At 58.7% G+C, this 26,177-nt stretch carries 20 protein-coding genes and 1 pseudogene; 9 read left to right on the top strand and 12 right to left on the bottom strand.

Annotation, left to right across the window (positions count from 1 at the left end; genetic code table 11):
* Positions 1-43: 43 nt before the first annotated feature.
* A complete protein-coding gene (locus tag GOB85_RS11530; RefSeq protein ID WP_173577645.1) occupies positions 44-205 on the top strand; it encodes a hypothetical protein in 162 nt (53 codons plus the stop codon).
* A gap of 98 nt (positions 206-303) precedes the next feature.
* Here GOB85_RS11530 and hemW read toward each other — a convergent pair whose 3' ends face one another.
* From hemW to GOB85_RS11515, 3 genes are all read right to left on the bottom strand, one after another.
* Positions 304-1,485 carry a radical SAM family heme chaperone HemW gene (gene hemW / locus GOB85_RS11525; protein ID WP_173577646.1) on the bottom strand — a complete coding sequence of 394 codons (1,182 nt, stop codon included), beginning with the start codon at positions 1,483-1,485 and terminating at the stop codon, positions 304-306.
* 173 nt (positions 1,486-1,658) lie between these two features.
* On the bottom strand, positions 1,659-3,719 hold the full coding sequence (locus GOB85_RS11520; protein WP_173577647.1) for a potassium transporter Kup: 2,061 nt from the start codon (positions 3,717-3,719) through the stop codon (positions 1,659-1,661).
* Positions 3,720-3,932: 213 nt separating this feature from the next.
* Positions 3,933-4,607: a YggS family pyridoxal phosphate-dependent enzyme gene (locus tag GOB85_RS11515; RefSeq protein ID WP_242011468.1), complete on the bottom strand. Its 675-nt coding sequence runs from the start codon at positions 4,605-4,607 to the stop codon at positions 3,933-3,935.
* 297 nt (positions 4,608-4,904) lie between these two features.
* Between GOB85_RS11515 and GOB85_RS11510 the strand changes: the two genes are divergently transcribed.
* Positions 4,905-7,244: a hypothetical protein gene (locus tag GOB85_RS11510; RefSeq protein WP_173577649.1), complete on the top strand. Its 2,340-nt coding sequence runs from the start codon at positions 4,905-4,907 to the stop codon at positions 7,242-7,244.
* 12 nt (positions 7,245-7,256) lie between these two features.
* Here GOB85_RS11510 and GOB85_RS11505 read toward each other — a convergent pair whose 3' ends face one another.
* Positions 7,257-8,879 (bottom strand): ABC-F family ATP-binding cassette domain-containing protein, encoded by a 1,623-nt coding sequence (locus GOB85_RS11505; RefSeq protein WP_173577650.1) that lies wholly within the window; start codon positions 8,877-8,879, stop codon positions 7,257-7,259.
* A 213-nt stretch (positions 8,880-9,092) separates the two neighbouring features.
* On the opposite strand from GOB85_RS11505, the gene panS reads away from it, so the two are divergent.
* From panS to GOB85_RS11490, 3 genes are all read left to right on the top strand, one after another.
* Positions 9,093-10,016 carry a ketopantoate/pantoate/pantothenate transporter PanS gene (panS, locus tag GOB85_RS11500; protein ID WP_173577651.1) on the top strand — a complete coding sequence of 308 codons (924 nt, stop codon included), beginning with the start codon at positions 9,093-9,095 and terminating at the stop codon, positions 10,014-10,016.
* A gap of 464 nt (positions 10,017-10,480) precedes the next feature.
* Positions 10,481-11,740 (top strand): aminopeptidase, encoded by a 1,260-nt coding sequence (locus GOB85_RS11495; protein WP_173577652.1) that lies wholly within the window; start codon positions 10,481-10,483, stop codon positions 11,738-11,740.
* 88 nt (positions 11,741-11,828) lie between these two features.
* Positions 11,829-12,404 (top strand): hypothetical protein, encoded by a 576-nt coding sequence (locus GOB85_RS11490; RefSeq protein ID WP_173577653.1) that lies wholly within the window; start codon positions 11,829-11,831, stop codon positions 12,402-12,404.
* Positions 12,405-12,889: 485 nt separating this feature from the next.
* On the opposite strand, the gene GOB85_RS19295 is transcribed toward GOB85_RS11490, so the two are convergent.
* Positions 12,890-13,414 (bottom strand): hypothetical protein, encoded by a 525-nt coding sequence (locus GOB85_RS19295; protein ID WP_242011463.1) that lies wholly within the window; start codon positions 13,412-13,414, stop codon positions 12,890-12,892.
* 18 nt (positions 13,415-13,432) lie between these two features.
* Positions 13,433-13,771, bottom strand: a complete 339-nt coding sequence (locus GOB85_RS11480) for a 4a-hydroxytetrahydrobiopterin dehydratase (RefSeq protein ID WP_173577654.1) — start codon at positions 13,769-13,771, stop codon at positions 13,433-13,435.
* Between the two features lie 410 nt (positions 13,772-14,181).
* Between GOB85_RS11480 and GOB85_RS11475 the strand changes: the two genes are divergently transcribed.
* Positions 14,182-14,619, top strand: coding sequence for a DUF523 domain-containing protein (locus tag GOB85_RS11475; RefSeq protein WP_338421716.1), 438 nt, complete (start codon positions 14,182-14,184; stop codon positions 14,617-14,619).
* A gap of 341 nt (positions 14,620-14,960) precedes the next feature.
* Here the strand turns inward: GOB85_RS11475 and GOB85_RS11470 are convergent, their stop codons facing one another.
* From GOB85_RS11470 to GOB85_RS11460, 3 genes are all read right to left on the bottom strand, one after another.
* Positions 14,961-16,571, bottom strand: coding sequence for a GH39 family glycosyl hydrolase (locus GOB85_RS11470; RefSeq protein WP_173577655.1), 1,611 nt, complete (start codon positions 16,569-16,571; stop codon positions 14,961-14,963).
* Positions 16,572-16,882: 311 nt separating this feature from the next.
* Positions 16,883-17,179 carry a SelT/SelW/SelH family protein gene (locus tag GOB85_RS11465; protein ID WP_173577656.1) on the bottom strand — a complete coding sequence of 99 codons (297 nt, stop codon included), beginning with the start codon at positions 17,177-17,179 and terminating at the stop codon, positions 16,883-16,885.
* A complete protein-coding gene (locus GOB85_RS11460; RefSeq protein WP_173577657.1) occupies positions 17,179-18,417 on the bottom strand; it encodes a multidrug effflux MFS transporter in 1,239 nt (412 codons plus the stop codon). The genes GOB85_RS11465 and GOB85_RS11460 overlap by 1 nt, the downstream gene beginning before the upstream one ends.
* Positions 18,418-18,839: 422 nt before the next feature.
* On the opposite strand from GOB85_RS11460, the gene GOB85_RS11455 reads away from it, so the two are divergent.
* The 3 genes from GOB85_RS11455 to GOB85_RS11445 are packed head-to-tail and all read left to right on the top strand — an operon-like array spanning position 18,840 to position 24,832.
* Positions 18,840-20,060, top strand: a complete 1,221-nt coding sequence (locus tag GOB85_RS11455) for an efflux RND transporter periplasmic adaptor subunit (protein WP_338421717.1) — start codon at positions 18,840-18,842, stop codon at positions 20,058-20,060.
* A complete protein-coding gene (locus GOB85_RS11450; RefSeq protein ID WP_173577658.1) occupies positions 20,053-23,166 on the top strand; it encodes an efflux RND transporter permease subunit in 3,114 nt (1,037 codons plus the stop codon). The genes GOB85_RS11455 and GOB85_RS11450 overlap by 8 nt, the downstream gene beginning before the upstream one ends.
* Entirely contained in the window at positions 23,159-24,832 is a 1,674-nt protein-coding gene (locus GOB85_RS11445; RefSeq protein ID WP_173577659.1) for an efflux transporter outer membrane subunit, read from the top strand. The genes GOB85_RS11450 and GOB85_RS11445 overlap by 8 nt, the downstream gene beginning before the upstream one ends.
* A 153-nt stretch (positions 24,833-24,985) precedes the next feature.
* Here GOB85_RS11445 and GOB85_RS19880 read toward each other — a convergent pair.
* The 3 genes and pseudogenes from GOB85_RS19880 to GOB85_RS11435 all read right to left on the bottom strand — a co-directional run.
* Positions 24,986-25,373: pseudogene (locus GOB85_RS19880) on the bottom strand (transposase); the annotation flags it as partial.
* Positions 25,374-25,627: 254 nt separating this feature from the next.
* Positions 25,628-25,918: a galactose-binding domain-containing protein gene (locus GOB85_RS19770; protein ID WP_408737068.1), complete on the bottom strand. Its 291-nt coding sequence runs from the start codon at positions 25,916-25,918 to the stop codon at positions 25,628-25,630.
* A gap of 49 nt (positions 25,919-25,967) precedes the next feature.
* Positions 25,968-26,177: transposase (locus GOB85_RS11435; protein WP_173577661.1), on the bottom strand; the 210-nt coding region annotated here is incomplete at its 5' end.

Here is a 26,177-nt window from a genome sequence, read left to right as displayed (position 1 = left end):
CAATCTGTTGATAAATAAGCCTGTTTCCAAAGGTCTGCGACCTTTGGCGGGTCCAGGGCGGATTACCCGTAAGGTCAGGCTGTTTTCGCTGGCGGCCGGTGGGGTTTCGGGCGCATGGCGCGCACCGAACCAGGCCGGCATGATCGCTTCGGCCCGGTCTGTTTTGGCAACCCTGCCGGTCGCGCGGGCAAAAGCAAGGGTCTGACGCGGGTTCATCTTCGCAAAAGGCAGGCCTTGCCTGTGTCAGCCTGCATTCGCGCTTCCTATGTCTGCCTGAAGAACGGCAGAACCCGCGTTCCGTCTTTACAGGACAAGCCGTGGCAAAATAGCCTCCAGCCGCAACCGGCCTTCCGCCGTCGCCAGCAACCCGCTCTCTGTCTGTTTCAGATACCCTTCTTCCAGACACATTCCCAGCACATCAGTATCCACTGCCTGCTCCAGCGCCATCCCTGTTCGTGTCAGAAACCGCGCTCCGTCCACGCCTGTCGCCAGCCGCAGTCCCATCAGCAACATTTCCCGCGCCCGCTCCCGCGCTTCAAGTGGCTCCGGTTCGGTCATCCCGGAGCCTGTCCGCTCCACCCGTTCCGCCCAGGGTTCCGGCGCCCGATGCCGTCGCGTGGCCAGCAATTCGCCCTTCCGTGTGACCCGTCCATGCGCTCCGGGCCCAATCCCGATATAATCGCCGTAATGCCAGTACGTCAGATTATGCCGGCTCTCCGCCCCCGGCGCCGCATAGTTCGACACTTCATATGCGCCAAGCCCATGTCGTGCCGCAATCTCACCCGTTTCCATATAAAGCGCCGCCGCCAGATCCTCATCAGGCAACACAAGTTTTCCCTGCCGGTGCAGCCCCTCAAATCGTGTCCCCGGCTCAATTGTCAGCTGATAAATCGACACATGGTCCGCCACCAGGGTCAGCGCCTGATCCAGCTCAGCCCGCCAGTCCGCCAGTGACTGTCCCGGTCGCGCATAAATCAGATCGAACGTCACCCTGGGAAACAGCTCTCGCGCCATTTCCAGAGCCGCCACCGCCTGAACCGCAGAATGCTCCCGGCCCAGCAGCGCCAGCGCCTCATCCCGCAGCGACTGAATCCCCAGTGAAACCCGGTTCACTCCCGCCTCGCGGAACCCCCGCAACCTCGCCGCCTCCACACTTGTCGGGTTGGCCTCCAGCGTAATCTCAATCTCCGGATCCGCCTCAAACAGCGTGAGGGCATCTTCGATCAGCGCCGCCACGCCATCCGGCGGCATCAGCGATGGTGTCCCGCCTCCAAAGAAGATCGACCCCAGCCGACGCCGTCCGGTCAGGCCCGCCTCATGCGCCAGTTCCTTCCGCAGAGCCGCAATAAACCTCTCCGCCGGAATCCGCTCCCGGACATGGCTGTTGAAGTCACAATACGGACATTTGGAGAGACAAAACGGCCAGTGAATATACAGCGCCAGCGGCTCATCAGCCTGCGCTACCGAAGGCGAAATCGCTGTCATCACATGAACCTGTCAGAGAACGGACGGGGGCAGCGCCATGATCGGGCTCTGCCCGAACCCGGCAGGGACCACAGCTCCCTGCACCCTGAAATTATTTAACTAAAACGGTTTCCCGAGGCTGCCAGCCCTGGTGTCTTCCGGCGCAGAACTCTGAAATACCACGGAAGCGATTTTCAGATCGCCACCTTGACGCCAAGTTCCACCACACGATCCATCGGAATCCGGAAGAACTCCGTCGCCGGCGTAGCGTTCCGGGCCATAAACAGAAACAGCGACAACCGCCACCGTGCCATCTTCGGAATTGAAGACCGCGTTACCAGCTCGCGCGAGATGAAGTAGGACGCCTGCAGCGGATCAAAGTCCACACCATTCGCCTTCAGTTCCATCAGCGCGCGCGGAATATTCGGCGTCTCCATGAAGCCATAACGCAGGATCACGCGATACATGTCGTGCGCCAGTTCCTCCACAGCTACACGATGACCGCGATCCGCCTCCGGCTGATCCAGGTTCTCAATCGTCACGAACAGAACATGATCATGCAGAACTTTGTTGTGCTTCAGATTATGCAGCAGACACGGCGGCACAAACTCAGGCGTCGCCGTCAGAAACACCGCCATACCCGGCACGCGAATAGTCCGGGATTGCGGCAGACGGGCAATGAACGACCCCATCGGCAGACTGTCCTGCCCTTGCCGCGCAATGATCAGGCTCCTGCCGCGCTTCCAGGTCGTCATCATCAGCGTCAGAACACAGCCCAGCATCAGCGGCACCCAGCCGCCATCCGGAATCTTCAGCGCATTGGCGGAAAAAAACGTCGTGTCAATGATCAGAAACGGAATGAACGTTGCCAGAACAGCTTGCTGCGACCAGTGGAAATGCCGTCGAAACACCACAAAACACAGACAGGTTGTGCAGATGAACGTCCCCGTCACCGCAATGCCGTAAGCCGCTGCAAGGGCATCCGAACTGCGGAACGCAATCACCAGCAGAATAGCACCCACCGCCAGGAAACGATTGAAGTCAGGCAGATAAATCTGCCCCTCTTCCTCCGCGTTCGTGTGAACAATCCGCATCCGCGGCAGATAGCCAAGCTGAATCAGCTGACGACAAACCTGAAAACCGCCCGAAATCCCTGCCTGACTGGCAATCACCGTCGCAAACGTCGCCAGAATCACCAGCGGAACCTGCATCGAATGCGGTGCCAGCATGAAGAACGGATTGGCCAGCGCCGAAGGGTCCGACATAATCAGCGCACCCTGGCCGAAATAGTTCAGCACCAGCATCGGCAGCACAAAGAAATTCCACGCATAACGGATCGGTTGCGCGCCAAAATGGCCCATATCTGCATAAAGCGCCTCAGCACCCGTCACACACAGCACCACGGAACCCAGGGCCATAAAGGACAGCATGCCGTGATGAATGATGAACATCAGCGCATAAGTGGGCAGCAGCGCGAACAGAACCCCTGGATGATGCAGGATCTCCAGCAACCCCATCAAGCCAAGTGACCCGAACCACAACAGCATGACCGGGCCGAAAATCGTTCCCACCTTGCCCGTGCCCAGCCACTGAACACTGAACAGCCCGATAATCACCGCAATCGCCATGGGGATCACGAAATCACGTGCTCCGGGCAGACTGACCTCAACACCCTCAATCGCCGAAAGCACCGAAATCGCCGGCGTAATCACACCATCGCCAAAGAAGAGACAGGCTCCGGCAATGCCGGTCAGCCCCAGCGCGAGGCGCGCTTTCGGGTTCGCCACCACGCGCTGCGCCAGCGACGTCAGAGCCAGAATGCCGCCCTCGCCGTTATGGTCGGCCCGCATGACCAGCATGACGTATTTGACTGTCACCACGACGATCAGCGTCCAGAAGATCAGGCTGCAAATGCCCATCACCTCTGAATCCTGAATTGTGTGATGCCCCGTCACCACCTCAATAGTGGAACGCAGCGCATAGAGCGGGCTCGTGCCGATATCACCATAGACGACACCCAGAACACTCAGCAGCGCGGCAAACCCGACCGGCGCTGCCGCATGCTGAGGTGCATCCGCATCGAACTCAGTAATATGCGGGACCCGCTTCGCCGCACCATGAGGCGGCGGTGAAGCGGGTCCCGCATTCCCGACATCGTGCACCCCGGCACCCGTAGCGCTGCTGCCCTGACCACCTGCTGCGCCCGAAGCGGGCGAGGCATTGTGGTCTCCAGGCGGTGTCGCGGTTCCAGTCATGGTTCAGTTCAGACTCCCTCGCGCGGCCAGATGGCGCATCCGGCCCACGCTCGCGGTAAATTGCGCCACGCTCGACTTACGGCGACGGTCCCACGACGGCAACCCCGGCATCGCCGACAGAACTGCCACGCATCCCCACCGGCTGTGACCCTCGACAACATAATCACATGTCCGTTCGGGGTTGCTGACCATAGCCGATAAGCACCCCTGGACTCACCCAGGCGGACGCGCCCCGAAAATCGCTGTCCCTACGCGCACCAGCGTTGCACCCTCAGCAATGGCGACCGGAAAATCTGCCGACATCCCCATCGACCGCGCCGGCAACCCATGCTCATCCGCCAGAGAGCGCAAAAACCGGAAATGCGGTACCGGATCCTCGCCCGCCGGCGGAATGCACATCAGTCCCCGCACCCGCTCCCCGAACCGTGCGCGGCTTTCCCGGATAAACTCGTCAGCTTTCTCACGCGGCACTCCGAATTTCTGTGGCTCGTCCCCCGTGTTGACCTCAATCAGCAACTCCGGCAGCCGCCCCTCCTGATCCCCGGCCTTTGCGAGCGCGTCCGAAAGGGCAGAACGATCCAGACTCTCAATCACATCGGCCAGACGAACCGCTTCACGTGCCTTGTTCGTCTGCAACCCGCCAATCAGATGCAGCCGCAAATCAGGGTACCGTGTCCGAAGCTCCGGAAACTTTCCCGCCGCCTCCTGAACCCGGTTCTCTCCGAACACAAGCTGGCCAGCCACAAGCGCCGCCTCGACACTTTCTGCGGGATGAAACTTGGAAACCGCGACAAGCTGCACCGAGGCCACTTCCCGTCTGGCAGCAATAGCGGCCGCCTCAATCCGGGCCCGGACATCTGCCAGTGCCACAGCAACAGTATTGCCCATATTCACAGTGGTCGCAGGAATTTCATTCATGATTCGTAAGGATGCCTTACTCCTCCCCCAGGTCAAGAGGATGCCTGAAAAACGGCACCATTTGCCGATGTGAACAGGTCTCTGCCCCGGAACCCGGCAACGGCTCGCCTTTGCAAACCGTTTTATTATAAACAAACCAGGGCGCAGGGGCCCGTGGTCCCTGCCGGGTTCCGTGCCGGGCCCGGACGCTCCCCTCCACAGTTCAGTCTGCACAGCCTCTGACATAATGACTTTGAGGCTCAGAACACCCAACACAGAGAGTAAAGAGTGAAAATTTACGGTTTTCCGGCGTGTTTCATCATTTTTTCAGCCCTTGCTCCGTCGGTTGTCAGCGCGCAGGCGCCAGATAGTCTGCCTCTGGTGAAATCTGCTCTGCCGGGTCCCATATACGGTGTCTCGCCCTCGCTGCGTAACGCAGATCGACCCACCATACGGGACTATGCGCCGGCCGGCATCGTTGGCAATGCTTACAGCACGGTGATCCTGGCCACCCCTGCGCCCAATGCAGCAACTCTCTTTGCCAATGGTACAGTCCAGGTCGGCATGCATGTTCTGGCCGACGGATTGCCCGCCAGCGCAGTCGTGAGCGGGATCGGCGTTCCGACCTCCGAGACTGTGAACGCCGTGATGGCCTCCGCAACATTGCCAGATACCAGCCAGTCTTTGCTGACAAATTCGCAAGGCATGTCAACCGCTCTGAAATTCGATGAACTCCTGGTGATTCCCGTCGGCGCCTCCGTGTCCGGAACCGGCATAGCGCAGGGCACCACCGTCGTCGCAGGCAAGGGAAATACCATCTATATCAGCCATGCCGTCTCACGGGAGATTCCGGCCGGCACAGCAATCCATTTCACATTCCCGACTGAACCGGTTTATTTTTCTGCGAACTGGACTGCCGCGCCCCGTTCCGGGCGCGAGATCGGGTTTTACACGCAGGATGATTACCTGGCCTTCGCGAATGCCGCCTGGTGGAACGATCCCGCCAACGGCGGTGCCGGCGCAAAAATTTATGTCCCGGGCGGCGTCTATTACCTGTCGAAAGTTGTTTATACACGAAATGACACATCTTTTGAGCTTGCTCCCGGCGTGCGTTTTATTGACGGATCAGCACCAATAGACGCAGCCGACGGATCGTTTACCCGGTATTCACAGGTTTCGTTTCTGGGAAGCGGCTACAACCAGGCGCCCACGACAGTAAATATCTCTCAGGTGCTGTATCAGAGAAATGTTCCGGACATTCAGGGACAGGCCCTTCTTGTCGCTCAGAACAACAGTGACTGCGTGAACGATGGCAGCGGCTGGGGTTGCGGCATGGTCGGTACCGAAGTCAAACAGTCCATGAATCGCTACGTCCGTCGCGGTGCGATGTGGGAATATCACGGAACGGACGTGCTTGATCCCGGCCAGCATCTGTCCTGGGCAGGCCTCGAAGCCGAGATCGTCAACAATTCAGGCTGGTGGGGCGCTTTCGCAGGCAATTCATTAAACGGGAATGGTATCGGACTTCATATCGACAATATCGCGCCAGGAACAACATCCGTGGCAAATGCCTATGCACTCGATCCCGCCGGAAGCTGGCACACAATGGCTCAGTGCGAGAGTAGCATTCTTGACTGGTGCCTCTCCCACACGAACGGCCTGTTTTCAAACCAGCAGCCGATGCAGGATAGCGGAACAGACAGCAAAGGCCGTGTGTTTGGGAGTCAGTTCATTGCCATGCAGACAGCACCCGATACGGCATCCGGCACTGCCGCCGCAACAGGTGTTGTCGCCGCCGCAGCCAGAACAGCCGAAGTAAACAATGACGGCACCATTGGCGCAAAATCTCTCAACACGCCGGTCATCGACAACCGCACATCCGGTCTGAAATCAATCATCATCGAGGATGGTGGCCGCTTCAATGCCCCGGTCTCGCTTGCAATCGGAACGCCCCCGCAAGGGGGCAGGCAGGCCACCGCCAGCGTGGCGACCTACAGGCTGCGTGCGGTTCAGGGTGCGGTTGCCATCAATGCGACACATCACAGTAACGCACCGGATGGTGTTACAGCAGGCATGGTCTTTTCGCTGCCAGGCGGGCGCTGCATGACACAACCACAGGTCATATACGACGGAACGGAATTTATCGTGAGCCAGTCAGGATCATGTTCAACCATCCCGACAGCGACGACCCCCGCCGGCATGAAAAGAACACAGCTGACGCTGTCATATCTGTCCGGCGGGACCGGCACTCCTTCAACCTTACCTGTTATTGAACCGCTTTACGGCATTCAGTCCATTCGGATAACCGAAAGTGGCACCGGTTATAATGATGCCGTTCCGCCAGATATTCTGGTGAAAACCTCTTTCTCAAACAATACCTGGACCGGTATCATCTATACCCCTGCGCACCTGAAAGCGGTTTTAGGAAACACGCCGACAGCGCACCCGATTACGCTGGCCGCGTCCCTGAAAATGGCACAGTTGCCAAAGGCCTGCACCGCTGGCCAGTTTATCTTCGTGGCCGACGCCCGCAATTCCGGCGAAGCACCCGGTGCCGGCACCGGTGCTCTGTCTTACTGCACAACCACCGGCAAATGGTATGCGAACGGCCTTCCAGCGCAGAATTAACACCAGTGTCGCTCACTCATGCAGCCCTGGCGCCTCGCGTCCGGTCCGCGCCACATATTCCGTATACCCGCCATCATACCGGTGAATCCCCTCCGGCGTCAGCTCCAGCACCCGGTTCGACAACGCCGCCAGAAAATGCCGGTCATGCGAGACAAACAGCATCGTCCCCTCATAATCCGCGAGCGCTGCAATCAGCATTTCCTTCGTCGCAATGTCGAGATGGTTGGTCGGCTCATCAAGCACCAGAAAATTCGGCGGATCATACAGCATCAGCGCCATGACAAGTCGCGCCTTCTCGCCACCCGACAACACCCGGCAACTCTTCTCCACATCGTCGCCCGAAAACCCGAAACCACCTGCCAGCGCCCGCAACGATCCCTGACCCGCGAGCGGAAACGCATCATTCAGCGTCTCAAATACCGTCCGGTCTCCATCAAGCAAATCCATTGCATGCTGGGCAAAATACCCCATTTTAACGCTCCCCCCGAGCGTCACAGTTCCCGCATCGGGCTCCGTCGTCCCCGTCACCAGCTTCAGCAGCGTCGATTTTCCTGCGCCGTTCACTCCGAGAACACAACACCGCTCCTGCCGTCGGATCAGCAGATCCAGACCCTCATAAATCACCCGGTTTCCATAGCGTTTGTCCACGCCACGCAGATTGACAACTGCATCACCCGATCGTGGTGCCTGCGGAAACGTAAACGACAGGGTCTGACGACGCTTCGGCGGCTCCACCCGATCAATTTTGTCCAGCTTCTTTACCCGGCTCTGAACCTGAGCCGCATGCGATGCACGCGCCTTGAACCGCTCAATAAAGGCAACCTCTTTCGCCAGCATCGCCTGCTGCCGGTCAAACTGCGCCTGCTGCTGCTTCTCGTTCAGTGCCCGCTGCTGCTCATAAAATTCATAGTCACCCGAAAAACTCGTCAGCACACCGCCATCAATCTCAATCACCTTGTTGATGACCCGATTCATGAAAGCCCGGTCATGCGAGGTCATCAGCAGTGCACCGTCAAACCCTGCCAGAAACTGCTCCAGCCAGATCAGACTCTCAAGATCAAGATGGTTGCTTGGTTCATCAAGCAACATCACATCCGGTTTCATCAGCAGGATACGTCCCAGCGCTACGCGCATCTTCCATCCGCCGGACAGGAGCGCGACATCGCCGTCCATCATCTCCTGACTGAACCCAAGCCCGTGCAAAACCTCCCGCGCACGTCCCTCCAGTGCATACCCTCCCAGTTCTTCAAACCGCGCCTGAACTTCGCCAAACCGCTCAAGAATGACGTCCAGCTCGTCAAACCGCTCCGGATCGGCCATCGCGGCTTCAAGCTGAGCCAGCTCCGTTCCGATCTCAGCCACCGGTCCGGCCCCGTTCATCACCTCAGCGGCCGCACTCCGGCCCGCCATTTCCCCGACATCCTGGTTGAAGAACCCGACTGTCATGCCACGATCCGTCAGAACCTGCCCCTCATCTGGCTCTTCCTGCCCCGTAATCAGCCGGAAGAGCGTCGTTTTTCCCGCGCCGTTTGGCCCCACAAGACCGATCTTTTCGCCCTTCTGAAGCGCCGCCGACGCCTCGATAAAGATCACACGATGGCCATTGTGCTTGCTGATATTGTCGAGACGGATCATGGGGCCTCAAAAGTCTGAAGGAAGAGCACTGAAAGCGGAAGGGGGGGAAAGCGACCGCGCCCTTATTGCCCAGCCCGCTCACCCCGTAAACCGCGCCCTGCCCGTCTTGTCAGACCGCCTTCAAACCGCTTGAAAGACTCCCCCCACCAAAAAGATGCCCACGGAGACCAGCATGCCCCGGCCCGAACAGCACGAAGCCTGCGAAACCCGGCGATGCTGACACGCCTTCTCCCCGTCTGGGCCATTCTGATCTCAGCCTGTGCCATCGTCTTCCCGGCACCGTTCCTCGCCCTGACGCCGGCCGTGACCCTGCTGCTTGCCTTCATCATGTTCACCATGGGCGTCACGCTCACTCCCGGCGACTTCGCCCGTATCATGCGTCGTCCGCTCCCTGTTCTCGCCGGGGTCGTCCTGCACTATCTCGTCATGCCTTTCGCCGCCTGGGCCATCGCTCGCGCGCTCGCCATGCCGCCTGCTCTCGCCACGGGCATGATTCTCGTCGGATGTGTTTCCAGCGGCACTGCTTCCAACGTGATGATCTACCTCTCCCGGGGTGACGTTGCCCTCTCCATCAGTATCAGCACCCTTTCCACTCTCGTCGGAATCATCGCCACACCCGTTCTGACACATCTTTACGTCTCAGCCGGTGTCGCCGTGGACAGCCAGGGCCTCTTCCGCAGTATCATCACTATGGTTGCCCTCCCGGTCTTCGGTGGCGTCCTCGTCAACACTTTCTTCCACCGGACGATTCAGAAGATCGAACCTGCACTCCCGCCTGTCGCCATGATTTCCATCCTGACGATCATTGGCTGTATCGTCGCCGGCGTCGGCCCCGCTATCAGCAGCGCAGGCCCCGTCGTTCTGCTCGGCGTCATCCTCCACAACGCCACCGGCCTTCTTGGCGGTTACTGGGGCGGTCGCCTCATGGGCTTCGATGAAAGCGTCTGCCGCACCCTCGCTCTTGAAGTCGGCATGCAGAATTCCGGCCTCGCAGCGACCCTGGGCCGGATCTATTTCTCCCCCCTTGCCGCTCTTCCCGGCGCCATCTTCTCCATCTGGCACAACATCTCCGGTTCCGCTCTTTCCGCTATCTGGGCCGCAAAGCCGGTGGAACAGAAACCGGAAGCGCAACGCTGACCACAGGTTAGAGTGTCGGCAGAGCACATCCTTACCTTAACGAACGTCATATCCACGCAATACCTGCGCGACAGGGGCAGGAAGTTCCTGATTATGTCATATACTGATGAAACAGAGTTCGTGCCTGCCGCCTTCTTAAGTTACGCTATGCACACCAGCCAGATCTGAAGATTTCCTCGCGGAGAGCGGTCGAATAAAATCTTCTGGCATCGGGGGAGCAACCGGGAACAGATTGCCCTCTGGCCAGACCTGCCACCCGGCGGCAGAGGCTCGCCTTTGCAAACCGTTTTATGATCAGCAAACCGGGGTGCAGGGGCATGCGGTCCCTGCCCCCCGCAAACCAGCACCCGGTCTGCCCGGGTTGCTCTTTTCCCGTCCGGGTGCTCACCTTCCCAAAAATAGCATAGCAGGATGGCCGTCAGATGCCTGTCCTGCAAAACGAGTTATAACGGGAGCCCTCATCCATGGTCACACTCTGTCCCGTCGAGAAAAGCATCCAGGCCGGAACAGACAGGCTCGCCCGGGCCGCTGTCAATGTTGGCCTGAACGTCCGGCATGGACAGCAGGTTATCGTGACGGCACCGCTGGAAGCCGTCCCTCTGGTGCGGCAGATCACAAAACACGCCTACAAAGCTGGCGCATCCCTCGTCACGACATTCTATGCCGATGACGAAGCCGCTCTCGCCCGCTTCGGCAATGCCACCGAAGACACCTTCGACACGGCCGCCGACTGGCTCGCGGACGGCATGGCCACAGGCTTCCGCGAAGGCGCCGCCCGTCTCGCCATCACCGGCGGAAACCCCGCGCTCCTGAGCGGTCAGAACCCGGATCTCGTCTCCCGCGCCAGCCGCGCCGCATCCATCGCCAACCGCCCGGCCCTTGAACTCATTACCAGCTTCGCCGTGAACTGGAACATCGTGGCTGCGGCAACCCCCGCCTGGGCGGCGCTCGTCTTCCCCGGCATGCCCGAAGTCCTCGCTGTTCCCAAACTGTGGAACGCGATCTTCGACGCCTCACGCATCAACGGTGAGGACCCGGTAGCCGACTGGGCCAAACATAACGACCAGCTTCACCGCAGAGCGAATTATCTCAACGACCGCCGCTTCGACGCACTCCATTTCACCGGCCCCGGAACGGACCTCACCATCGGTCTCGCCGATGGCCACCTCTGGGCGGGAGGTTCCAGCAAGGCGAAAAATGGCGTCATCTGTAATCCCAACATTCCCACGGAAGAAGTCTTCACGACCCCGCACCGCCTTCAGGTCGAAGGCTACGTCCGCAGCACCAAGCCGCTTTCCTATCAGGGTACCCTCATCGAAGGCATCGAAGTTCGCTTCGGGCAGGGGCGCATCATTGAAGCCCACGCCACAAAAGGCGAAAGCGTGCTCCAGCGTGTCCTCGATACCGATGAAGGCTCCCGCCGCCTCGGCGAAGTCGCTCTCGTGCCCCATTCTTCGCCGATCTCGCAAAGCGGTCTCCTCTTTCAGAATACCCTCTTTGACGAAAACGCATCCAGCCACATCGCTCTCGGTCAGGCCTACTCCGAATGCATGACAGAAGGCGGCGGCAAAACTCCGGAGTCCCTCGCTGCACGGGGTGCCAACAGCAGCCTTATCCATATCGACTGGATGATTGGTTCGGGTGATGTCAGCGTCACCGGCCTCGATGCAGCCGGCGGTTCCGTGCCACTGATGCGCGCCGGTGAATGGGTTACTGCGGTCTGAAGACAGTCCCGGACCCCGTTTCGTGACGAACCGCCGCGAACGAAGTTAATAAAAACAACAGGTTGCCGATCAGGAGAAGATCATCATCATGTCCACACAGCGTCACCTTTCGCGCCGCACTTCCGGTCGTATCACATCCGCGCTTACCCTCGCGGCCCTGCTAAGCACATCCGCCGCCGCCATGGCGCAGGATCAGCAGATGCAGATGGATATGCCCATGCAGCAGGGTCAGCAGGCCGCGCCACAGCCTCAGAGCCAGCCTTCCGCCGCGGAAATGGCTCAGATGCGAAAAGACGTGCAGACCGCGGCATCCTGGCGCCTGCCTCCCGACTTCATGCCCCGCATGACGACTACCCTCCAGGCTCTCCGCGCCTCCGGTCTCCAGCCACCACCTCCTGGTGAACACCTCTCGCTCGATGCCACGATCCAGCGCGTCAATGCCGTGCAGGGCCTCGCCCCGCTCCTGAAAGCCCATGGCTTTACCGCGCGTGATTTTGTCCTCGGTCTCACCTGTTTCGGCATGACCGTTGCCCTGACCCGCCAGCCTCAGGGTCAGAATTCAGCTCAGGCACCGAAGCTCAATCCGGCCAATATCGCCCTGATCAACTCCAGTCCCGAAAATGTGCAGGCTCTTATGCAGGAAATGAGCACACAGCCACAGTAAGCGGCGTCTGAAAACGGTATTTCAATGGCGAATATCGTGTTATGACTGATTATATAATGGAGAAAGCAATAATTTTCCGGTTTATTTTTCTCTGTCTGGCGCGATAAATTCGCGATTTTTTGCTTTCAGAACCTGATGCGGTTTCCGGTGGGCAAGGAGTCTTCCCGTTTCTCTCCATCTGACCATGTTCAGCTCCTGAGGGCGACATGACTGGTCTCAGCAGGCAGAGTGGCAACCACGATCTCTGTCGCAAAAGCCGGCAACAGCAGACGATTACAATCACGACCTGATCACAGTCGTCCACAATACAAAAAAGGCCCGTGCCGGCTGCAACGGGGCTGGCTTTTTTGTATTGACAGTAACACCGAACAACCCGGCCGAAATCACGTGCCACTACCCGCGCTAATTTCAGCAATCAGATCCTGCATGCCACAGATCGTGTGCAGAACATAAAATTTCTGAGTGTTGAGCAGGCTATCGGGAACTCAGCCGCAGTTCTTCCGCCCGCAACAGCGGACAAGCCCGCTCCCGGCTGCCATGCCCAGCACCAGCGCACCATAGATCGTGGTCATCTCGCGTTTTCCGAAAATCAACTCCCATCCGGGCGTCAGACGCTTCGGTGTCGCCCTGTAATCCACGATGGCTGATACCGGCCCCAGAGCCGCTGTCACACCTGCAAAACGAAGCCAGGACGGGTTCGCACCAAGGGCGGCTTCATAAAAGACCGCCCAGAAAAACGTGGCTCCCAGATTGGTTGCGAAACCAGTGGCGGTGTGAGCGAGGTCGCATCTCCCGAAGTCGGCTGCCTCATCTCCATGCAGCCAGTGCGCCGTGCAGTTGAGTCCGCGCCAGGGATGACCATCCCGTCGGGCCGAAAGCAGCAGAACCGCGGCAGAAGACATCACAGTCCCTGTCAGTCCCGAGGTCAGAACACGCGTAACAAAATGGGGAGCGGGCATGGTGATCGTCCTGTTATGCCGGATATTCAGCGGAAAGTCATGGCGATTCATCGCCTGTGGTCCATAATGTCAGGTGGCGTCCGGCAACCCGTTTACCCTGGCAGCCATAATGAAGTCATTCTCATGCAACCCTTTGATTTTATGAGTAGAGAACGAAACAGAGGCATAGCCCCAGCCAAATGTCATGTCAGGGTGATGCTGCTCAGCCTCTGCCAGAGCACCGACTTTGTCGACAAAGGCAAGCGATGTCGCAAAATCCGGAAATTTAAAATGCCGTTCGATCCGCGTCGCATCATCGGACAACGACCAGCCTTTCGTCTGTACAAGCAGCGCCTCCGCTTCTTCGCGGCTCAAAGACGAAACACCACCGCTGCAGGGAACACAGTTTTTCTTTGAAAGTTCAGACATTCGGAATCTTCCTCCGGGCGGGCGAACAGAATCGACGTCTTCTCTGACAGCTAACGACCACCAACCGGTCCGGGTTCCACGATCCTGGCCGGTGCCACAACCACATAATCATCCAGCCGCACGCAGCCCTTCCAGACAGCGTGTACCGTTCGGAAGTGCTTTGGGAATGACAAGGCCTGATTTCTTGCTTGCGCCTGTCCCTTGTGCGACAAACGCTACTTCCGTCTGCGTGCAGATAACCTCCGTTCTGAAAGCCGTCCGGATCGCCTCCATTGCAGGCATAAAAATCGGGGTTAATATTAAAAATTAACTGTCATGACAAAGAAAATTCTTATCAGCTCCTGCCTGGCCGGTCAGCCTGTCCGCTATAACGGAACCGCTAAAACAGTGTCTCATCCGTCACTCCGTCAGTGGCAGGCAGACTGATCCGGATCTGTCCGGAACTTGCCGCCGGTTTCAGCGTGCCGCGTCTCCCGGCTGAAATCGCGGATGGCCGGTCTGGCGATGCTGTGCTGGATGGTTCTGCCCGCATCGTCACCGATGCCCGGGAGGATGTGACCGCTCTCTTTATCATCGGCGCCAGAGCAGCTCTTGACCTCGCGCGCGACCATGGCTGCGCCTACGCCATTCTGACAGACGGAAGCCCGTCCTGCGGCAGCACGATGATTTATGACGGCAGTTTTTCAGGAAAAACCCATCCGGGAACCGGAGCGACAGCCGCGCTCCTGCGTCAGAACGGTATTGAAGTTTTCAGCCACGATGAAATTGACCGGCTGCAAGAGAGAATAACTGAAGACGCGAACACATCGGGTAAAGCCCGTTATTATATCAGCCAGCATAAAGATTGACTGTCATAAAGAAGTCCGGGCTCTGCCCGTACCCGGAAAGGACCGCATGCCCCTTCACCCTGATCTGTTGACTAATAATACGGATTCCAAAGATCTGCGACCTTTGGCGGGGCACGGGGCAGAGCCACAGGGCTCTCTTGCCGTATATCAACCTCAATGCTGGTCGGTATTATTTATCAATATATCAAGATGAAGGGGCCGACATGCGGCACGCCTTCGCGTGACGCTTCCTTCTGGATTCCGACGCCCATGGCCGCTCTGCTTTCGTGCCCAAAAACACATGCTGGCCGCGCCCCTCGCGGAGCGCTCCCGCTCAGCGGAGAAACTTCGGAAGCAGGCTCTCAGTCCACACTTCCCCGGGCCACTTCCAGCAACGCCAGTCCCTGAGCTGGCACTGCAATATCAATCCCCTCAGCCGGAATCACCACCTCCTGCCCCGTATCCGGCGCTGCTGCCTGCACCAGAACCTTCTGCTGCGCCGGGGTCGGCACGACAGGCATCCCAAGACGCCGGTAGGCAGGCATCACATTCCCATGCGCCTGATCCACCCGCCACAACCGTGCCTTCACAGGCGTCCGCACGGAAGATGACCTGACCCGCACATGAAAAATCTTCTTCATCCCATCTGAAGCCAGCTGCGCTTCCGAAAGATCGGGCGTATGATAATTCCAGAATGCAACATCGATATGCCCGTCCGCATCCCGCGTGACCAGAGCAGCATCATTACTCTCCGGCAAACGCCGGTTTCCCAGCCTGTGCAGCAGGCGAAACGCATTCAATGCCGGCTTCGGAATTCCCTGCTCGGAGACAATCCCGAATATGCCGGGAAGTTCCGCACCCGGAATCCCCTGCTCTTCAAAATTATCCGAAAACGTCCAGTAACTCATCATTTCTGTCAGACCGTCACAATCATGCGCAGTCTGTGCCAGCCACGGACCGATATATGTGCTGGCCGAAAGACCATTCGCTGAATTCCAGTCTGCCCCGAATTCAGAAATAATCAGAGGAAGACGCGCCTGCTTCGCATCCTTTTCCATATCCTTCACGTGTGCTGTAGCCGCACACACCATATGCGCCGGGGTCTTCAGCGCATCCGCAACAGGAACCCGCTCCGGCGGATCATTGGCGTAAACATGCGTGGACAGAAAATCGATCGGACTATGCGCCGTCGCGATATGGGCCAGAAACTCCGGCACCCAGCTTGTCGTCGCCGTGGCAGGGCCACCAACCTTCAGTTGCGGATCAACATCCTTAATCGCCCGGGCCGTATGGTCGTACAGGGTGAAGTAAGTCTCCATCTGCGGATTTCCGGTCCATGATGCCTGATTCGGCTCATTCCAGACCTCGAAATACCAGTGACGGACCTCATCTTTCCCATAGCGATCCTCAACATGCCGCGTAAATGTCCGGATCAGATCATCCCACTGCGCATAATTCTCCGGCGGTGACACATTGGCGCGGTACCAGAATGTCCCGCTGCTGTAATCCGTTACACGATGAAGTTTCGGAGCCTGCGGCTGCATCGGCTGCAATCCGCCCCGGCGCCGAAATGCATCCGCCCCAAGCAGGCCAGGCATATAACCCAGTTCTACAAACGGTCGTACACCACGCGCCAGAAGCGCATCATAAACCTGATCGACATACCGAAAATTATAGACAGGACGCCCGTCATCACCGAGCGAAACAATTCCCATCTCGTCACCGAAAATTCCATGAAAGCGAACGTAATTAAAATTCGCAGCACTTTTCACCAGTGACATATTCTTCAGATAATTCTCCCGCAGCCCCAGAACGGCCCGTCCGGAACCGAACATCGTTTCCCAGAAATGCGGAAACGGTTTTCCCTCCTGCAGAGAGTCGATCACAATCTCATCCGTCTGTGCCCGTGCCGAAGGCACCAGTGCCACGGCGGAAGACAGCAGCAGCAGGCATGAAAGATATTTTCCGGTCATGATGATCCGCAGATCCCTTGCAGTGGAAGCCGGCACTGATCGTCGGGAGCAACCGGAAAGCAGACCCCCGACCTCGTCGTTTCAATGCCGGTTCATAAAAACGCTGAAATCGACACAGCCCTGTTCAAACCACAAATAAGCCCATGTGGCAAAAACAGATTATCAGGCATCACGAAACAATCCGGCCATAACGTCACAGAATGCGCGACGGGGCCTGTAAAAACATATCTGAAGGCATATCGAAAACGGGATTACTGAGAGCCGTGTCCTGAAACGCTCCCGCTGTGAAGGCGCGCCTGTCTGGAAACCTTCTACCGGTCGACATGCCCCAGATCGCGCCCGGGCTCAATCACATCCCTGACCCGCTGCTTCAGTTCCTTCGGTCCCGGAAATCCACCATCCCGCTTCCTCTCCCAGACCAGAACATCCCCGACCCGGATCTCAAAAACCCCGCCCACACCGGGAATCAGCGCCACCTCACCCAGCGCCTGGCCGAACGTCGAAAGCAGTTCCTGTGCCATCCAGCCGGATCGCAGCAGCCAGTTGCACTGCGTGCAGTACCGGATCGACACCCGTGGCCCGCTGTCCTCCTGCACGCTTTCGGTCATCACTCCGTAACCTCCGCACACCACCGACGCCGCAACGTATTCGCCATAAGCATCATCACCGGCCCCAGCGCCATCACGCACGCCATCGGAACCACGGAGTTCGTCGGCATGAACCCCATCAGAATGCCACTCACCGCCCCGATACTGAACTGCATTGTCCCCAGCAGCGCCGACGCACTCCCGGCATGAGCGCCATGATGATGAAACGCCAGAACCGTCGCATTTGCTCCAACAAAGCCAAGTGCCGCGTTCACGCCCATAATCAGCACCCCGATCAGCACCGGATGCGCCGGTGTCGCCACACCCGTCGCAGTCAGCAGCACGAACAGCCCCGCCGTCAGCGCCGTGCCCACGATGCCCCACTGCATCAGGGTTTCCAGCCGCACCCGATGCACCAGGCGCCCGCTCACCTGGTTCGAGGCAATGAACACCGCTGCGTTTGCTCCGAAGAACAGCGCATATTGCTGAGGCGTGAAACCGATCAGATGCTCAAAAACAACCGGCGACCCACCCAGATAGGCAAACATCACGAACGTGCCGGCACTCGCGATCATCGCGTTCAGAACAAAGTGCGGCTCCCGCATGATCGTCACATAGCGTGCCAGAATTGCCACCGGAGGCAGTCGCAGACGCCGGGACACCGGCAATGTGTCCGGCAACAGAAACCAGATCGTCGTAATCGCCAGGATGCCGTAAAGCACCGCAATCCAGAAAATCCAGCGCCAGGACCCGACAGCCAGAACCAGTCCGCCCAGCGATGGTGCCAGGATCGGCGCCACGCCAAAGATCAGCGTCAGCTGCGTCATGATCTTCGCGCCTTCGCGACCGGTTGCAATATCGCGAATAAATGCCCGCGGCACCACACTGCCCGCCGAGCCGCCGAGTGCCGCCAGAAAACGAAACAGACAGAACGCCCGGTAATCCGCCGTCATCGCACAGCCCACGGATGCCAGCGTATAAATCGCCATCCCGGCCAGCAGCGGTGCGCGACGCCCAAACCTGTCCGAAAGCGGCCCGCAGGAAAACTGCCCCACCGCCAGGCCGGCGAACCATGTGGCCAGCGTAAACTGCGCCGATCCGGGCCCTCCTCCCAGATCATGATCCAGCCGGGGAAACGCCGGCAGATACATATCGGTCGAAACCGGTCCGATCGCCGTGATCAGCCCAAGCAGCACAATCAGATAAAACGGCAGACGACCCGTGGCCTGAATCGTCTGAAGCGCAAGCGCGGGCGACATGTCTCGACCTGTCATAAAAGGCGGAAAAGGAAAGGCGGTCATTCACCTGTTTTTGTCGCTCTGTCCACGGTCTGCGGACGCGCAGCCGGTTCCGATCTCTGTCATGGCAGGTCACAACTGCGCCAGAGCAGAAAGAGGGCGAACGATGCGGGAAGACGCCGCAGACAGGAAAGACATGAAAATTTCAAATAAGGAGTGCCTGGATTGTCCGAAAACCCGCCCTGCGCCCGTTGCAGAGAGTGGCCTGGTGTTTTACGTGCAGAGGCTTTCACGCGCGGCGAAAGGCCAGTCCGGCCTGTCGCACCTTTCCGCGCCCACCAAAGGAAACAGGCGGGTTGCCACATTCTCTTCATGATGACGGTGCATATTGCCTGATCCCGAATCCGACGACTTCTCTGATAATACAGAGTGTATGCCTGCCCGTGGGTAACCGTTCCCGAATTCCGGCGCCTGTCGGAAAAATCCTGCTCACAATCCGTTACGGCCTGCAAACATCCTCCGCGACCACCACCGGGCTCAGGCCTGTGACCCGGTTTGCTGTGGCGATGCTGGGCGCTCTGATCCTTCCGGCGGTGTTCCCGGCGCGTGCAGCTGAAAAAACCGGCAATGCAGCCGAAACCATTCCGGACGTGCAGCATCGGCCCAACGGCCAGCTGGTCGTCCAGCCTGGCTCATCCGTCGACAAGCGCCTCACCGTCAGCGCCGTCAGTGTCAGTCAGTGGAACCGGGGCACCACGTCACCCGGAACCATCGTCGCGGAACCTTCGCGAAACGTCACAGTCCTCCCGCCCGCTACAGGCCGCATCATCGATATGACGGTGAAAATCGGCGATCACGTTCAGGTTGGCGATGAACTGGCCCACATCCTCTCCGCCGATGTCGCCCAGGCCACCGCCGACGAAATCAAGGCCCGCGCCGATCTCGATCTCGCCCGCCGTACGTTCAATCGCACCCAGGGCGTTCTCGCGGCAGGCGGAGGCACAACCAGAGATCTTGAAGCAGCCAGAACAGCGCTCACGGAGGCCGGTGCCGAGGAAGATCGCGCCCAGACAAAACTGGATTATCTCTCCGCCAGCACGACAGACAGCGGCGTTATGACCCTCAAATCTCCCATCGAAGGAGATGTCAGCGCCGTCAACGCCACCGCTGGCATGAACATCACAGACATCACCCAGCCGCTCATCGTCGTCACCAGCATTGATGAGGTCTGGGCTGTAGCCGATGTTCCCGAACGCGATATCGCCGGCCTCGCCCTTGGTCAGCCGGTCAACCTTTCCATGCCGGCTTTCCCGGACAAAATCTTCCACTCCACCGTGTCCGGCATCACGCCCATCATGCAGCCCGATGCGCAGGTCCTGCATGTCCGAGTCATTCTCCCCAATCTGGACGGCAAGCTTCACCCGAACATGTACGCCAGCATGACCATTATGGAGCCGGAACCCGCAACTCTTTCCGTCCCGCAATCCGCCCTGCTGATGAACAACGATGCCGTCACAGTTTTCGTGCAGGTCCGTCCGCACACCTTCGAGAGACGCGCGGTGCAGATCATTTACGATGACGGGGATAACTGCCGCGTCCTCTCCGGCCTCACACCCGGCGAACAGATCGTGACCTCAGGCGCCATTCTGCTTAACGATGATTAATAAAATCATCGCAGGCTGCCTGCGTCAGCGCCGCATCGTCTTCCTCGGCGCTATCCTTCTGGCCATCTGGGGTATCTTCTCCTGGCGCAGCATCGCCATCGAAGCCTATCCGGACCTCTCCGCCGTCACTGTACAGGTGACGACCCAGGTGCCAGGCCTCGCCGCCGAGGAAATCGAACAACAGATCACTGTCCCGCTCGAACGCCAGCTCGCCAGCACTCCGGGACTGGTTGATACCCGCTCGTCCAGCACCTTCGGTCTGTCCCTCATCACGCTGATCTTCAAAGACGGCACGGATGTCTATTTCGCCCGTCAGCGCGTTACGGAACAGCTCGCCCAGGTCACCGTGCCTTATGGCGCCACGCCTGGCCTTGGTCCCGTCACCGGACCGTCCGGCGAAATCTACCGCTATACGCTGGAATCTGACCGCGCCAACCTCATGCAGCTCTCGGAAATCCAGCGCTGGATCGTCATGCCCGGCCTGCTGCAGATCCCCGGCATCGCCGCCGTCAACAATTTTGGCGGTTTCACCAAAGAGTACCAGCTCGTCCTCAACCCCGGAGCTCTCCAGCGCTACAATGTCGGCCTCAATGACGTCCTGACCGCCATTCAGAACAACAACGCCAATGCCGGTGGCGGACGCATCACACGTGGCGATCAGTCTTATATCGTCCGTGGCAACGGGCTGGTGCGCAATCTTGACGACATGGCCAGCATTTCCGTCACGCAGCACCACGGCGTCCCCGTTCAGCTGCGTGACCTCGGTCAGCTCCAGCTCGGACATCAGGTCCGTGAAGGCATCCTCGGCAAGGACGGCAACCCCGATACCATTGAGGGGATCGTCACCATGCTCACCGGCCAGAATGCTTCGCTAGTGCTGAAAAATGTCCACCAGCAGGTCGCCCTCCTGCAAAAACAGCTCGACCCTCTGGGCGTGAAAATCGTTCCCTATATCGATCGCGATACCCTTGTGAACGCCACCACCGACAAGGTGATGGACACCGTATTCAAGGGGGTCGGTCTCGTCATCCTGGTCCTGCTCATTTTCCTTGGCAGCCCCCGCAGCGCTCTCGTCGCCGCCGTTACCATTCCGCTGGCCCTGGCTTTCGTGTTCGTCGTCATGAACGCCCTCGGCATGCCGGCGAACCTGTTCTCTCTCGGCGCCATCGATTTCGGCGTCGTCGTTGACGGCGCCATCGTCATCACCGAAGCCATCCTCCGCATTCGCGAGGAACGCCCGACCGAGGTGATCGAGCTGAAGGACGTCCTCAGCGTCACCAACCATATAGGCCGCTCGATCCTCTTTTCCACGCTCATCATCATCGTGGCCTACAGCCCGCTCTTCGCTTTTGAAGGCTCGGAAGGGAAACTCTTCCGCCCCATGGCCTATACCGTCAGCTTCGCTCTGTTCGGGGCCCTGCTGAGCGCCACAACGCTGACGCCATCGCTTGCCTGGCTCGCCATGCGAAACCCGCATCGCCTGTTCCATAACAAGCCGCTGGAATGGCTTCACAACCAGTACCGTCACTGGCTCGGTCATTTCGTTGACCGTCCCCTGCTGGCCTATGCCGGTGGTGGCATTGCCTTCGCTGTCGTCCTCATCCTGGGCATGACCGTCGGCCGCGAATTCCTGCCTGAACTCGACGAAGGCGCCCTCTGGCTCCAGGTCGAACTTCCTTCCGGAATCTCACTCGACAAGGCCAGTCAGATGGCCAGTGACGTCCGCAAGGCCGTTCGCTCTTTTCCGGAAATTTCCTATGCCATAACCCAGCTTGGCCGCAACGATTCCGGAACCGATCCCTGGACCCCGTCCCATATCGAAATGCCCGTCGGCCTGAAGCCGTACAACACCTGGCCCAAAGGCGAGACCAAGGCGCAGTTCGAACACAAACTTCGTGAGCGTCTGCATACAATCCCCGGCATCAGCTTTGATATCAGCCAGCCCATCGAAGATGGCATGAACGACCTTGTCGGCGGTGCGCATTCGCCACTTGTCCTGCGCGTTTATGGCGATGACTTCCGCGAAATGCGCCGCATCGGCGAAGAGATCACCCGCATCCTCAAAACTGTTCCCGGCACAACGGATGCCTCCATTTTCCAGGGACCGGAAATCCCGGAACTGGCCATCGCCGCCAGGCGTTCCGCCATGGCCCGTTACGGCGTCAACGTCTCAGACATCATGAACGTCGTCCAGAACGGTATCGGCGATGCTCCCGTCTCGCAGCTTTATATCGGTGACCGCACCTACAACATGACGGTCCGTTTCCAGAAAAATGAAACGCAGAACCTCCAGTTGCTCGCCCATCTGCCGCTGACCGGCACCTCCGGAGCTCAGATCCCCCTGGAAGCCCTGGCGAAAATCGGGCTGGAAACCGGACAGTCCAATATCTCGCATGAATACAACCACCGTCAGATCACCATTCGCGTGAACAATGGTAGTCGCGCCCTGTCGCAATATCTGCCGGACGCCCAGGCCCACATCGATCGTTTCGTCCATTTCGACACATCGAAATACCGCCTCGAATGGGCTGGAACCTTCCAGCAGGAGCAGCGCGCCCAGGCCCGTCTCACCATCGCGCTGGCCATCATGTTCGCCGTCATGCTTGTCCTGCTCTTCGCCGAATTCCGCCTTTTTCGTCAGGCCCTGCTTGTGCTGGCCGTCGTGCCCCTCGCAACGCTCGGTGGTCTCATCGCCCTGCATGTTCGCGGCGAGACTCTCAACGTCGCCACCACCGTTGGATTCATCGCCCTGTTCGGCGTCGCCATTCAGAACGGCATCATCATGGTCTCCAACATCAACCGTCTCCGTTCCGGTGGCATGGCCCTGCGTGACGCCGTTCTCGAAGGAGCCGGAGAACGCTTCCGCCCCGTCCTCATGACTGCCACCGTCGCCTCAGTCGGTATGCTCCCCGCCGCCATCGCCACCGGAATCGGAACCGACGTTCAGCGCGGTCTCGCAACAGTCGTCGTCGGCGGTCTCGGGATCGCCACAGTTCTCACCCTGTTCATCCTGCCCACGTACTACGCTGAACTCGAAGCCTGGGTCGAAAAACGCGATACCCGTAAACAGAACAAAGTATCAGCAGGAGACGGCGGGGATGACTGATAAGGGCAGGAGAGTCGTGAAGACCTCAGGGCTCTCCCCTGAGACCTGTCAGAGGGCGCGGACCTCAGGAAACCCGTTTGTCATCAACAACGCAGGCTCAGAGAACTCACGGACCCTGCCGGGTCCGGACAGCACCAGGAAGACCGTCACCGTTCTTCTCGCCACAACCCTGCTTTCGGCCTGCGCTGTAGGTCCCAACTTTCACCGTCCTGCTGCCCCGCAAAGCCAGTATGTTCAGGGCGGCATCAAATCCGCCACCAGCACGGTTCCTGAACGGCTCCAGGGCGACACCCAGACCTTCACGTCTGGCGCCAACATTCCTGCCGACTGGTGGACCCTGTTCCATTACCCGGAACTCGACCAGCTCGTCCGCCACGTCCTCGCACGCAGCCCGACCCTGGAAGCCGCCACCAGGGCCCTTTTCGCTTCGCAGCAGGATAAAAAAGCCAGCGAAAGCGCGCTCTACCCTTCAGTCAGCGGCATGTACAACCCCGCCCGCTTCAAGACTTCGCGCGCCTATTCAAACGTGCCCATGGCCAATAACTGGAACTATACAATCCACACGGCCCAGCTGAATATTTCCTATTCCCCCGATCTCTGGGGCGGCGTCAGGCGGCAGGTCGAATCCGCAAAAGCCCAGCGTGACGCGCAGAAATACCAGCTCGAAGCCGCCTGGCTCACCCTCACCAGTTCCGTCGTCAACGCCGCCATCGCCTATGCCATGGTCCGCGAGCAGATCCGCACCACGCAGGAGATGATCGCCGACCAGGAACGCATCCTGAAATCGACTCTCGCCCAGCAGACTCTTGGGAATGTCTCTGGCAACGACGTCGCCATGCAGCGCACCCTGCTCGCCCAGACAAAAGCCACCATGCCTCCGCTCCGGCAGACGCTCGCCACCCTGCACGACGAAATCGCCGCTCTGGCCAACGATATGCCCGACACGCCAACTCCGGAGTTCGAGCTCGCCCGCTTTAGTCTGCCGGCAAATCTCCCCGTCAGCCTTCCCGCGCAGCTCATTGACCAGCGTCCTGATATCCGCACAGCGGAAGAATATTTCCACGCTGCCTGCGCACAGGTCGGCGTCGCCATCGCCAACCGTCTGCCCAACGTCCAGCTCGGTTTCTCCCCCGGCTTCGCTGCCGCGACCATCGCGCAGATGGCCGTACCCGGTTACGGTCAGTGGACCCTGGGCGCCATGATCACTCAGCCTCTGTTCGATGGCTTCCAGTTGCAGCATCAGGAAAAAGGTGCCCGCCTGCGCTACGATCAGGCCGCCGCCCAGTATCGTGCCACCATCTCCGGTGCTGTTCAGGATGTCGCCGACAGTCTCAACGCCATCCATAATGACGCTGATGCCCTGACCCAGGCCAGTGAAGCCGCCACCCAGGCCAGCCGGTCTGCCACCATCTCACAAGCTGAAACCCGGCTCGGCGCTCTGAGCCAGATCGCCATGCTGACCATCCAGACGACCTCACTCCAGACCCGCCTCGACCTCGTCGAAGCCCGCGCCGCACGCCTTTCCGATACTGTCGGCCTGTTTCAGTCCCTCGGTGGCGGCTGGTGGAACCGGACCGACGACCCGGCCAATACAAGAGCCGCTGGCGGCTCCGGCCAGCAACCCGTCTCTCCCACATCGCCCCGCGTCCTCGTGACAAAAGGCTGAATGAGCAGCAACCTACCGCTCTGCTTTGTCGTGCATAGACGAACTTTTCTCCCATGATTTTTCACAGAATGAATTTTTTTCAGCATGGTCCGGATCATTGCCATTTGGAATTACCCCGGGTTTTGGGGGCGTGATCGGGGTTTTTACGTCCCGTCAAATAGGTTCTAAGGCGTGTCGGGTTTGGCATTTTAGATTCATGATGACGAGGGTCCATTCAGTCGTAACTTTTGTGAGGCTGCGTAGGCGGAAACGTCTCAACCCCATGACGTTTTGATGATCCCGAAGACCGGCCCGACGGTCTGTTTGCGTAGTCTGTATGAGGTCTCGGCTTTTATGGTTTCCAGTCTTCCCTTCATGGCGAGACACCAAGACTCCGCGGCTCCGTGACCCGGAGTGGCTCTTTCGGATTGGGAAGCCGACGGAAATCGTAAGGCCTGCGGGTGCAGAGACGTCCAATGGCAACCAGCGGATCAACGCCTTTTTTCGGTAGGTCCCGCACGACTTTCCTCCTGACGTAACCGGTGTCGGCGAACACCGTCTCCAGTTACGTCAGCGGTAAGCCTTGACTTCAGATCAGGCGGCAGAAGATACGGCTGTGTACGACCAAAATGGATAAAGCGGCTCATCTCGCCATTTCAAGGAGCCCCCGAAACGACAGGCTTTTAGTGGCAAAAGAACACTGAATTCAAACAGACTGTAATTCCGCACCAAAGATCTGAATCTGATCAAGCTGAAAATAATTTTCCTCAGAAAGAACACAGATTGTCAACAACCTCGCAAAAAACCCTTGGTCATTCACCCATATAAAAGGGTTTCCATCCACACCACCAAATAATTTATTGTCATCTTTTTTATATTGCTGTGTCCATTTTTTCCATCTTCAAATGAAAATATAGCAAAATTTGACATTCGTTCAAAACAGCCATCCATGCGATTAAATAGTCTTATCTCGTGAACCTGATAAATATCACCCAGATCGACAGACCACCAGGGTGTACACTCCAGTGCTGTGTGATTTTGAGGCCTTCCTGTTAATTTTCCGGACAGAAGGGCCCGCGCATCCTCGTCTGTTGATCGATTATGCAATGTTGAGATTTGTGAAGCAGACTTATTAAGAGCCCGATTCGAAAGTTTTTTAAGCTTGACAATGCCTTGCTGTCAATGTCCATGCGGTTGAGGACGCAATGGATTGTTCCCAATCTTTGGCGAGCCGCCTGCACCGTCCCAGCCAGGAGAATGTCCGTTCAACCACCCAGCGGCGCGGCAGGATCTGAAAGCCTTTCACCGTATCGAACCGCCTGATGATTTCGACCGTCCATTTTCCCATGGAGGCGAGCGCGGATCG

Origin of the sequence: Acetobacter fallax (assembly GCF_011516735.1) — a bacterium.
GTDB lineage: Bacteria > Pseudomonadota > Alphaproteobacteria > Acetobacterales > Acetobacteraceae > Acetobacter > Acetobacter fallax.
Note: the sequence above shows the minus strand (reverse complement) of the source record. Positions and strands in the feature narration are given on the sequence as shown.

What these genes read in the sequence shown, in the direction of transcription:
- GOB85_RS11520 (WP_173577647.1), bottom strand. Translation starts at nt 3,719, where the DNA reads ATGACTGGAACCGCGACACCGCCTGGAGACCACAATGCCTCGCCCGCT.
- GOB85_RS19295 (WP_242011463.1), bottom strand. Translation starts at nt 13,414, where the DNA reads ATGAATCGCCATGACTTTCCGCTGAATATCCGGCATAACAGGACGATC.
- panS (WP_173577651.1), top strand. Translation starts at nt 9,093, where the DNA reads ATGCTGACACGCCTTCTCCCCGTCTGGGCCATTCTGATCTCAGCCTGT.
- GOB85_RS11470 (WP_173577655.1), bottom strand. Translation starts at nt 16,571, where the DNA reads ATGACCGGAAAATATCTTTCATGCCTGCTGCTGCTGTCTTCCGCCGTG.
- GOB85_RS11450 (WP_173577658.1), top strand. Translation starts at nt 20,053, where the DNA reads ATGATTAATAAAATCATCGCAGGCTGCCTGCGTCAGCGCCGCATCGTC.
- GOB85_RS11445 (WP_173577659.1), top strand. Translation starts at nt 23,159, where the DNA reads ATGACTGATAAGGGCAGGAGAGTCGTGAAGACCTCAGGGCTCTCCCCT.
- GOB85_RS11465 (WP_173577656.1), bottom strand. Translation starts at nt 17,179, where the DNA reads ATGACCGAAAGCGTGCAGGAGGACAGCGGGCCACGGGTGTCGATCCGG.
- GOB85_RS11460 (WP_173577657.1), bottom strand. Translation starts at nt 18,417, where the DNA reads ATGTCGCCCGCGCTTGCGCTTCAGACGATTCAGGCCACGGGTCGTCTG.
- GOB85_RS11505 (WP_173577650.1), bottom strand. Translation starts at nt 8,879, where the DNA reads ATGATCCGTCTCGACAATATCAGCAAGCACAATGGCCATCGTGTGATC.
- GOB85_RS11515 (WP_242011468.1), bottom strand. Translation starts at nt 4,607, where the DNA reads ATGGGCAATACTGTTGCTGTGGCACTGGCAGATGTCCGGGCCCGGATT.
- GOB85_RS11480 (WP_173577654.1), bottom strand. Translation starts at nt 13,771, where the DNA reads ATGTCTGAACTTTCAAAGAAAAACTGTGTTCCCTGCAGCGGTGGTGTT.
- GOB85_RS11495 (WP_173577652.1), top strand. Translation starts at nt 10,481, where the DNA reads ATGGTCACACTCTGTCCCGTCGAGAAAAGCATCCAGGCCGGAACAGAC.
- GOB85_RS11490 (WP_173577653.1), top strand. Translation starts at nt 11,829, where the DNA reads ATGTCCACACAGCGTCACCTTTCGCGCCGCACTTCCGGTCGTATCACA.
- hemW (WP_173577646.1), bottom strand. Translation starts at nt 1,485, where the DNA reads ATGACAGCGATTTCGCCTTCGGTAGCGCAGGCTGATGAGCCGCTGGCG.